This window comes from Rhizobium ecuadorense (assembly GCF_001187535.1).
Classification (GTDB): Bacteria; Pseudomonadota; Alphaproteobacteria; order Rhizobiales; family Rhizobiaceae; genus Rhizobium; species Rhizobium ecuadorense.
Genome location: NZ_LFIO01001273.1, coordinates 1 through 308, shown reverse-complemented (window position 1 = coordinate 308; position 308 = coordinate 1). Strand labels below are relative to the sequence as shown.

General features: G+C 57.1%; 1 protein-coding gene. It reads right to left on the bottom strand.

Annotated elements, in window-relative coordinates; translation table 11 throughout:
* Positions 1-308, bottom strand: a 308-nt coding sequence (locus tag AF337_RS27210) for a histidine kinase dimerization/phosphoacceptor domain -containing protein (protein ID WP_244471327.1), incomplete at both ends; no start/stop codon positions are given.

Sequence of the window (308 nt, the reverse complement as noted above, 5' to 3'; positions counted from 1 at the left end):
CGGCAATCTGGCTGACATAGGTGCCAAGATCGACTGTGGCGCCTTTCTCTTCGTCCGACAGCGAGCGATAGAGCAGGGCCAAAGCTTCAATCCGCCCGGCAAGCCGTGCAAACCTCTCGCTTTCCTCATTCTGTTGAGCATTGCGCGCCTCCATTCGGATGAGCGCCGTGATCATCTGAAGATTGTTCTTCACGCGATGTTGAAGTTCCCGCAGAAGGACATCTTTCTCCGTCAGCAGTTCGCTGAAGCTCTCAGCGGCCGTCGCCTCATTGCGGGCAGCAAAGGCCACCAATCGGAAGAGTGGCGTG